The following is a 9,401-nucleotide window of genomic DNA, read 5'->3' on the forward strand; positions in this document are numbered from 1 at the left end:
TTTACCCTAACCATGATATACAGAAATCGTCTTCAGCGAGGCGAATCCATAGAGCGCCTCGAAACCCTTTTCGCGGCCATGGCCGGATTTTTTCACGCCGCCGAATGGCAGCTCGATGCCGCCACCAGCACCATAATTATTGATGAAGACCTGACCGGAATGGATGGCATGCGCGAGGCGGAATTGTCGTCCGCCATCCTTGGTCCAGATGCCGCAGACAAGGCCATAGGATGTACCATTGGCAATCGCGATGGCTTCTTCTTCCGTGTCGAAAGGCAGGATGACCTGTACGGGGCCAAAAATTTCCTCCTGCGCCAGCCGATGATCGGCAGGCACGTCGCGGATCAGCGTCGGCAGGACATAGGCCCCGCCTTCCGGCGCGTCTTCAGCCAGCACACCCTGCGCGGCAATGGCGAGACCGCTTTCTTTCGCCAGATCCAGATAGTTCTCGACAATCGCCTTCTGGCGCTGCGACACGACCGGGCCGACAGACAGGTCAGCGCTGGCCGGACCAACCTTCAATGCGCGGTAGCGTTCGCTCATGCGGGCGACGACATCTTCATAAATGCTGCGCTCGACCAGAATGCGCGACGAGGCCGAGCAGGTCTGACCGGCATTCTGGATGCCCGCATTGACCAGGAACGGCAAGGCGCGGTCGAGATCGGCATCGGCGAAGACGATCTGCGGCGATTTTCCGCCGAGTTCCAGCGTTACCGGCACGGTGTTCTTCGCCGCCGCCGCCTGCACCGCCTCGCCCGTGCGCACCGATCCGGTAAATGAGATGTGATTGACGTCTGGATGTTCGGAGAGCGCCGCACCTGCTTCCGCGCCAAGCCCCGTCACCACGTTCAGCGCGCCTTTCGGCAAGCCCGCCTTTTCGGCGATCTTCGCAAATTCGAGGATCGTGAGGCAGGCTTCCTCGGCAGGCTTCACCACCGCAGCATTGCCCATGGCCAATGCCGCGCCAAGGCTGCGGCCCAGAATCTGCATCGGATAGTTCCACGGAATGATATGGCCGGTAACGCCGTGCGGTTCATAGATTGATAGAACCGTAAAGCCGTTCTGATAGGGCAGCGTATCGCCATGCACCTTGTCGGCGGATGCGCCGTAAAACTCAAGGTAACGCGCCAGCGCCACCACATCGGCACGAGCCTGCGTGACCGGCTTGCCAACATCCTTCGATTCCAGATCGGTCAGGAGGTCGATATTCTTCAAGACCTCTTCCGAAATGCGATGCAGCACGCGGCCACGCTCGGTCGCCGTCAGCTTGCCCCAATCGCCGGAAAGCGCGCTGCGGGCCGCAGCCACCGCCAGGTCGATATCGGCCTTGGCGCCGCGCGCAATCAGCGCCAGATCGCTGCCATCGGACGGGTTTTTGAGTGTGATGTGCTCGCCGCCAACGGCATCCTGCCATTCGCCCGCGATGAAATTGCCATAACGGAGCAAGCCGGCTCCTCCCGTCTTGTTCTCATGCTTCATCTTCATTCTCCCGAAGCGGCATTCCCGCCTCCAGTCTTGCCGTGGTTGCGCGGATATGCGCCCGCGCCAACCGTTCGGCCTCTTCACCATCACGCGCGGCAATGGCCTCGACAATGGCTCCATGCTCGCGGATTGCGTCGCGCGCCCGGTCGACCGACAGCGAAAAGGACGGCGCAAAAACCTGCGATGTCATGCGCAACAGCGGCACGAAGGCAATCAGCGAAGCATTGCCCGCCGTGTTCATCACCGCCATATGAAAATCGACATTGGACTGGGTATAGGCTTTCGGGTCCCACGGATCGACAACCGCGCCCTGTCCCGCAACATGCGCACGCAGCTTTGCGATATCCGCATCGGTCGCCCGTTCGGCGGCAAAGCGCGCCGCGACACCATCCAGCACTTCACGCACCGCATAGGCATCGATCAGACGCGTGAGATCGGCGGATGCGACACGAACGCCCCGCCCCGGCAGGTGAATGACCAGCCCGTCACGCTCCAGAACACGCAAGGCTTCGCGCAGCGGCGTGCGGCTGATGCCGAATTCAGCCGCAATATGCTCCTGCCTGAGTATCGCGCCCGGCGCGTAATCACCCGCATAAATTCGCTCGCGAAGCGCCTCTGCCACTTCGTCCAGCAAACGGGTCTGACTGCGCCATTCAAAAGCCGCCAATAGAAAAGCCTCCCAACTTTTCGAATTAGAATATCCTGGATACAAAATCAGTCAATCTGAAAACGGATATGCTTTTCAGAAATTAATCAGGAAAGAAAAGACCGGAAATTTCGTAAACGGCGCGCGAAACGATGCAAACTGTCAAAGCGCCTTTTTTTTGGGAATAGCGCCGGGCAACCCGCCCAAAAATTCTCACTCGCCAACGATTTGCGCCAGCATTTCGGCAAGCTGGCGGATCTGGTCGGGCCCACTGTCCATATGCCGAATGACGATTTCTATCGGCTCAACAGATGGCAATCCCGCGGCGGCAGGCACGACACGATGACCGGACAGCGCCACGCGTGTCGGCAACAGGCTGACGCCCAGCCCCTCGGCAACGGCGCTCTGAATACTGGCAAGGCTGGAGCTGGTAAAAACTACATGCCAGCGCCTGCCCACCCGGTCGAGAGCTTCCATCATGTCGCTGCGGTAAAGACCGTTGGGCGGAAACGCGACAAGCGGCAGCGGATCAGCATGGGAAACAGGGAAAGCGGCGCTATCGAGCCACGAAAGCGGTTCCGGCCAGTGCATGACCCCGACCGTTTCGCCGCGCTTCTGCTTCACCATGACCAGATCGAATTCGCCAGTTTCGAAACCTTTCTGCAAATCACGGCTGAGGCCGCTTGTCACTTCGAGCTTCGTATTGGGATGCGCGCGCATGAAACGCGCCAGCGCGGGCGTGACGAGCCGCGACGCAAAATCTTCCGGCAATCCGAGACGGAACACGGCGGCGAGCGCCGTGCCGGTCATGGCGGCTGCGGCTTCGTCGTGCAGGTGCAATATGCGGCGGGCATAGCCCAGCAGCTTTTCGCCCGCGTCGGTCGGGCGCACATCATGCCGGGCACGCTGTAGAAGCGCCTGTCCGGCAGCTTCTTCCAGCCGGATAATCTTCTGGCTCACGGTCGATTGTGTCGAATGCAGTTGCAAGGCCGCTACCGTGAAACTGCGGCTGTCGACAACAGCCACAAAGGCCCGCAAAAGATCGAGATTGAAAGCAGTATTCATAACTCAACTGGATATCAGTTAAACATTTAATTTCCAAATATGACACCCTGTCTGTAAAAACGCAACAAACAGGAGAACCAGCCGATGCGTCAAACAATGTTCAGCTTGAGTGCCTTGGCATTGATTGCAGGGATGACCGTTATGACCGAACCGACTTTGCCCGGCCCCAAGGCAGCGCAGGCTGCAACCCAGGCCGAAACCGCTCTTCTTCAAGCCGCAGCGGCCGGCGATCTCACCGCCGTCAACGCAGCCATCAAGGCCGGAGCAAACATCGAAGCTCGCGGCAAGAACGGCGAGACGGCGCTTCTTGCCGCAACCCATGGCAATCACGTCGATGTCGCCCGTGCGCTCATCGACGCTGGGGCAGACGTCAATGCCAAGGATGCGATCAAGGACAGCCCCTATCTTTATGCGGGCGCACGCGGGCATCTCGAAATTCTCAAGATGACGCTTGCGCATGGCGCGGATTTGAAGAGCACAAACCGCTATGGCGGAACGGCGCTCATTCCCGCCTCCGAACGCGGGCATGTCGAAACCGTGCGCACGCTGATCGAGGCTGGCGTCAAGGTCGATCACGTCAACAATCTTGGCTGGACGGCGCTTCTCGAAGCCATCATGCTGGGCGATGGCGGCAAGCGCCATGTCGATATCGTCAAGCTTCTCATCGATGCCGGAGCCGACGTCAATCTGGCAGACAATGATGGTGCAACCCCACTTCAGCATGCCCGCAGCCGCGGCTATGCGCCCATGGTGGCACTACTGGAAAAGGCAGGCGCAAAATGAGCAGCGACAATGCATTTCTCGATCAGGCTATAAAACTGGCATTCGACAATGTTGAAGCAGGCGGTCGTCCGTTCGGTGCCGTAGTCGTCAAGGGCGGCAAGATCATCGCCACAGGCGTCAATCGCATGCAGGCCGATTGCGACCCGACCGCCCATGCCGAATTGCTGGCGCTGCGTGCGGCGGGCAAGGCGCTGCAATCGCCGCGTCTCGATGGCTGCGAAGTCTATGCCAGCGGCCAGCCCTGCCCCATGTGTTTTGCCGCGATGCGCATGGCGGGCGTCGAAAAAATACGCTTTGCCTATTCCAACGAGCAGGCCGAGCCGTTTGGCCTTTCAACCGCGAAAATGGCTGCTGAACTCGCCAAGCCGGTCAGCGAACAAACCGGCATCAGCTTTGAGCACTCCCCACGGCAAAATGATCCTGAACTCTACGCAGCCTGGGAAAGCAAGAACAAGGCAGGCGCCTGAGACATGCAAACAACCACCCATCCGGCAACCGGCAGCAAGCACACAGCAAACATTGCTCTCATCGCGCTTGTCATCCTGGTCGGCCTCAATCTGCGTCCGTTCCTGACCGCGCCGGGGCCGGTGCTTTCGGACATCGCAGCCGATACCGGCATGGGTTTCGGCGCGCTGTCCCTGCTCACCTTTCTGCCAATGATGCTGATGGGGCTTGGCGCCTTCGCCGCACCGCGCATCCAGTCGCTGTTCGGTACCCGCCGCAGCATGTTCGCAGCACTTGCCGTTCTTGGAGCAGGCTCCCTTCTGCGGGGCTTTGCGCCGGACGGCGTTTCGCTGGTGCTCACCGCCATCCTGTGTGGCGCAGGCGTTGCGGTGATCCAGGCGTTGATGCCCGGCCTCATCAAGGCCAATTTCCCATCCAGCATAGCCACTGTAACCGGGCTCTATTCCGCGATGATCATGGGCGGCGGCGCGCTCGGCGCACGGCTGACACCATGGCTGGCGGGTGCAGAGCATAACTGGCGCTTCGCCCTTGCCGTCCTTGCAATTCCCGCAGTGCTGGCCCTGCTGACCGCGATTCCCATTCTTCGCGAAACATCATCATCGGGCAGAAAATCCGGAATCACCGGGCATCTGCTGCGCCGTCCGCGCACATGGGTATTGATGGCCGCTTTCGGCCTCGTCAATGCAGGCTACTCATCCATGGTTGCCTGGCTCGCCCCCTATTACCAGTCGCTGGGGCTTGCTGCCTCCACCACCGGCAATCTGATCGCAGCAATGGCCATAGCGCAAGCGCTTGCCGCTTTCGGCTTGCCGCTTCTTGCCCGCCGCAGTATCGACCGACGCCCATGGTTGCTGCTGACATTGGCCATGCAGGCTTCAGGCTTCGCAGGCCTTGCTTTCGCACCGCAGTTTTCGCCCTTCTTGTGGTCGATCATCTGCGGCGCAGGTCTCGGCGGCAGCTTCGCCCTTGCGATGATTACATCGCTCGACCACCTCTCCAGACCGGAAGAAGCAGGCGCTCTGGCCGCCATGATGCAGGGCGGCGGTTTCCTCATTGCCGCACTCGGCCCCGTCGCCACCGCGTTCTTGCATGGCCTGACCGGCTCGTTCGCATCGGGCTGGATTCTGCACCTCGTTCTGGTCGCGAGCATCTTTCCGCTCTATCTGAGCTTCAATCCGCGCAAATATGCACATGTGATGAAACTGCCGGCTCAGGCGGAAAATGGCGCATGATAGCGGCCTCCGGCCAGTTTGACGTCGGCTCCCGCTGCTGCCATGCAAGCAGCATGCGGGCACCAGGCGCTAAGGACACTAATTTCATCCACAGCTTTGAGAGGAACCGGCAAATATCTTGCACAAAGAAGCAAATTTCCCTGTTGCAATCTGCGAAGCGTTGGTCCATATAGCGCCTGCCTGACGGAAACGAACGGTTTCTGAAACGACTGGCGCGAGCGGGTGTAGCTCAGGGGTAGAGCACAACCTTGCCAAGGTTGGGGTCGAGGGTTCGAATCCCTTCGCCCGCTCCAGTTTCACAGATCAGGTTTTACGAAGGCTGCCGACAGGCGGCCTTTCGTGTTTCTGAAGCCCGTTTTCGAATTCCATTCAAAGCGTGTCTCCCCAAAGGGAGGCCGTCTGCGGGAAAACCAGTTCACCGGACTGATTTCGCCTCCCTAAAGAAGCTTGAACGGAAGTCCCGAAACAAGGGCCTTGATATAGCGTTTCTTCTGAAAATAGCCGTTGAGCGAGATACGCGGGATCGCCGTGGCTGGCATAACGCCAGCTTGCGGTAGCACACCCGGCTGTGTGGTCACGCCGGCATCGAAACCGGCATCCAGAACCGCCTTGATTTCACGCTCGCTGACCGCCGCCTTCCATCCATAGGGATAAGCAAAGGAACGAGGCCTGTAACCGGCATAGCGTTCCACTGAGGCGGTCGAATCAGCGATTTCCCGTACCAGCCGCTTGTCATCGACACGGCGCAGATTGACGTGCGTGACCGTGTGTGCACCAAGATGCACGAGTGGGTCCAGAGCAAGGCTCCGCAACTCCATGGGGCTCATCACCGATTCGTCGACAAGAGCGATTGCGTCGATTCCTGCCGCCTGCGCAGCCGCGTCGATGCGGGTTACCGCCTTGTCTTCATCGAAACATTGCACGAATTGAACAAGCCGGGCAAAAGCCGCTGATTTTTGAGCCGGGGTTGCGGAGCGGACACTGACGACACCGCTGCCAAAATCGAACTCAAAGCTGTCGGCCTCCATCACCAGAGCGGCGGTGGTTCTCCACCACATGGATCGCTTGCGTTCCACGAAGCCCGTCGTGATAAAAACCGTATATGGGATATTGTACCGCGCAAATATGGGAGCCGCGAATTCGGCATTGTTCCGGTAGCCATCATCCAGCGTGAACGCGACATATTTCCGCTTGCTATCCGGCCCAGAAAGCAGCTTCGGCAAATCATGCAGGTGCACTGGAACGAGACCGGTCTCCAATGCTGCCTCTATCGCCATTTCGAGCGTTTGCGGGGTAATCGAGAGAATGGCGTTGGGGTCCAGCCGATCTGCCGCATCCTCGGGCTTGACGTGATGCATCGTGAAAACGACGCCGCGCCCGCCAGCGGATGGGTAAAGCGCCGCCGCGCCGGAAAAGGCGATAGCCTCCAGCCCGGCCCGGATCAGCGGATACTTCAAACTGCCCTTTATTGATCGCAGCAACATCTTCTCGATTAGTTTTCCCCGATGCCCGGCCTTGCGAAAGATAGAACCAGGCCTTGAGCCCCGTTCGCCTATAGCAACTTCATCCGTCGAGGTGAATTGCTTTCGCAGTACCAGATTTCAGACAAGATGGGCAGCACGCTGAACAACACGTCATTTACCTTTACGATGGCGTTGTTCAGGAAGCGGAGGGGGCCCATTGCCTGTCTCGTAGTTGAATCAGACCACCCATTATCGCGAAGATCTCACCCCCTTCAGTTTCTACGCCTAAAGTGAAAGGCGTTATTATCCGCTGGTGTCTTGCTTGCCCTGGAAACGCAAAAACCCCGCTGCGTGGGCAACGGGGTTTTGGATCGTTGGTTGCGGGGGCAGGATTTGAACCTGCGGCCTTCAGGTTATGAGCCTGACGAGCTACCGGGCTGCTCCACCCCGCGCTATTAGTTGCGAACCTTATTGGCCCGGGAGCGAAGTCAGGCGTAGCCTGATGAGGTGAGGCCGTTAAAAAATCGATCCAGTGAATCGATTTTAGGCCGAACGGGCTGCTCCAAGCCACTCTCGCTTATTGTTTAATCGGTATTTTTTTGCTTCTGACGCTGATGCAAACTGTTTTGTATGTATTTTGAGAAGATGTTTTGCTTTGTGTGCTTTGCAGACCTGGCAGCGACCTACTCTCCCGCATCTTAAGACGAAGTACCATTGGCGCTGGAGCGTTTCACGGCCGAGTTCGGAATGGGATCGGGTGCAGCCGCTCCGCCATAACCACCAGGTCGGCGAAGAACACAAATTGAGAAGCTGGATTAGGGCAGTAAGGCAGTAGGGGAATAGGGCAGTATGTTTGGGCTGCGCCTGTATCCGGCCTTTGCTCCTAGTCTTGTCTGCACTGATAACAATAAGCACGCGACTGCGTGCCGCCGGTTTTCCGGCGCCCTGTCCGGAGCGAAGCGGCTTTAGCCGCGACAGCGTGAGGACAGAAGAATGTTTAGATTGAACAAGGTTCAATCTAAATTTGATGGATATTGTAAATGGGAGTGATCAAGTCGATCGAGCTATTAGTACCGGTAAGCTGCATGCGTTGCCGCACTTCCACACCCGGCCTATCAACGTGGTAGTCTTCCACGGCTCTGATAGGGAATACTCGTTTTAAGGTTAGTTTCCCGCTTAGATGCCTTCAGCGGTTATCTAGTCCGTATATAGCTACCCTGCTATGCCGTTGGCACGACAACAGGTCCACCAGAGATACGTCCATCCCGGTCCTCTCGTACTAGGGACAGATCCTTTCAATATTCCTACACCCACGGCAGATAGGGACCGAACTGTCTCACGACGTTCTGAACCCAACTCACGTACCGCTTTAAATGGCGAACAGCCATACCCTTGGGACCTGCTCCAGCCCCAGGATGCGATGAGTCGACATCGAGGTGCCAAACAACCCCGTCGATATGGACTCTTGGGGGTCATCAGCCTGTTATCCCCGGCGTACCTTTTATCCGTTGAGCGATGGCCCTTCCACGCGGGACCACCGGATCACTATGACCGACTTTCGTCTCTGCTCGACTTGTCAGTCTTGCAGTCAGGCAGGCTTATGCCATTGCACTCGACGAACGATTTCCGACCGTTCTGAGCCTACCATCGCGCGCCTCCGTTACTCTTTAGGAGGCGACCGCCCCAGTCAAACTACCCACCATACACGGTCCTGGACCCGGATAACGGGCCGCAGTTAGACATCCATAAAAACAAGGGTGGTATTTCAAGGATGACTCCACAAAGGCTGGCGCCCCTGCTTCAAAGTCTACCACCTATCCTACACATGTCGTCACGAATGCCAGTGTAAAGCTATAGTAAAGGTGCACGGGGTCTTTCCGTCTAACCGCAGGAACCCCGCATCTTCACGGGGAATTCAATTTCACTGAGTCTGCGTTGGAGACAGCGGGGAAGTCGTTACGCCATTCGTGCAGGTCGGAACTTACCCGACAAGGAATTTCGCTACCTTAGGACCGTTATAGTTACGGCCGCCGTTTACTGGGGCTTCAATTCAATGCTTGCACATCTCCTCTTAACCTTCCAGCACCGGGCAGGCGTCAGACCCTATACGTCGTCTTGCGACTTCGCAGAGCCCTGTGTTTTTGGTAAACAGTCGCTACCCCCTGGTCTGTGCCACCCCCATCTGGTTGCCCAAATGAGGGTCACGCTTCTTCCGAAGTTACGCGTGCATTTTGCCGAGTTCCTTCAACGCAGTTCTCTCAAGCG

General features: G+C 58.0%; 7 protein-coding genes, 2 tRNA genes and 2 rRNA genes (1 of these 11 cut by a window edge). 4 read left to right on the forward strand and 7 right to left on the reverse strand.

All coding sequences use genetic code 11. The features are described 5' to 3' along the window. Positions 1–6: 6 nt before the first annotated feature. The 3 genes from AC0TOF_RS22190 to AC0TOF_RS22200 all read right to left on the reverse strand — a co-directional run bounded on the left by AC0TOF_RS22190 (position 7) and on the right by AC0TOF_RS22200 (position 3,193). Positions 7–1,479, reverse strand: a complete 1,473-nt coding sequence (locus AC0TOF_RS22190; protein ID WP_473769826.1) for an aldehyde dehydrogenase family protein — start codon at positions 1,477–1,479, stop codon at positions 7–9. Continuing rightward, on the reverse strand, positions 1,469–2,149 hold the full coding sequence (locus AC0TOF_RS22195; RefSeq protein ID WP_122001489.1) for a GntR family transcriptional regulator: 681 nt from the start codon (positions 2,147–2,149) through the stop codon (positions 1,469–1,471). Before AC0TOF_RS22195 ends, AC0TOF_RS22190 begins: the two co-directional genes overlap by 11 nt. A 192-nt stretch (positions 2,150–2,341) precedes the next feature. Next, on the reverse strand, positions 2,342–3,193 hold the full coding sequence (locus AC0TOF_RS22200) for a LysR family transcriptional regulator (protein ID WP_473769827.1): 852 nt from the start codon (positions 3,191–3,193) through the stop codon (positions 2,342–2,344). 141 nt (positions 3,194–3,334) lie between these two features. Here AC0TOF_RS22200 and AC0TOF_RS22205 point away from each other — a divergent pair, with 141 nt between their 5' ends. From AC0TOF_RS22205 to AC0TOF_RS22220, 4 genes are all read left to right on the forward strand, one after another. Continuing rightward, positions 3,335–3,976, forward strand: coding sequence for an ankyrin repeat domain-containing protein (locus tag AC0TOF_RS22205; protein WP_473769828.1), 642 nt, complete (start codon positions 3,335–3,337; stop codon positions 3,974–3,976). Next, positions 3,973–4,443, forward strand: coding sequence for a nucleoside deaminase (locus AC0TOF_RS22210; RefSeq protein WP_473769829.1), 471 nt, complete (start codon positions 3,973–3,975; stop codon positions 4,441–4,443). The genes AC0TOF_RS22205 and AC0TOF_RS22210 overlap by 4 nt, the downstream gene beginning before the upstream one ends. Before the next feature lie 3 nt (positions 4,444–4,446). Next, positions 4,447–5,673 (forward strand): cyanate transporter, encoded by a 1,227-nt coding sequence (locus AC0TOF_RS22215; RefSeq protein WP_473769830.1) that lies wholly within the window; start codon positions 4,447–4,449, stop codon positions 5,671–5,673. Positions 5,674–5,891: 218 nt separating this feature from the next. Further along, positions 5,892–5,966 (forward strand) — tRNA-Gly (locus tag AC0TOF_RS22220). A 144-nt stretch (positions 5,967–6,110) separates the two neighbouring features. Here the strand turns inward: AC0TOF_RS22220 and AC0TOF_RS22225 are convergent. The 4 genes from AC0TOF_RS22225 to AC0TOF_RS22240 form a co-directional block, all read right to left on the reverse strand. Further along, positions 6,111–7,157: a polysaccharide deacetylase family protein gene (locus AC0TOF_RS22225; RefSeq protein WP_473769831.1), complete on the reverse strand. Its 1,047-nt coding sequence runs from the start codon at positions 7,155–7,157 to the stop codon at positions 6,111–6,113. A gap of 354 nt (positions 7,158–7,511) precedes the next feature. Continuing rightward, positions 7,512–7,588 (reverse strand) — tRNA-Met (locus AC0TOF_RS22230). Between the two features lie 218 nt (positions 7,589–7,806). Further along, positions 7,807–7,921: ribosomal RNA gene (rrf, locus tag AC0TOF_RS22235) — 5S ribosomal RNA — on the reverse strand. Positions 7,922–8,182: 261 nt separating this feature from the next. Next, positions 8,183–9,401 (reverse strand): 23S ribosomal RNA (locus AC0TOF_RS22240); it runs 1,683 nt beyond the window's last position.

This window comes from Ochrobactrum sp. PL_is501, assembly GCF_055816895.1.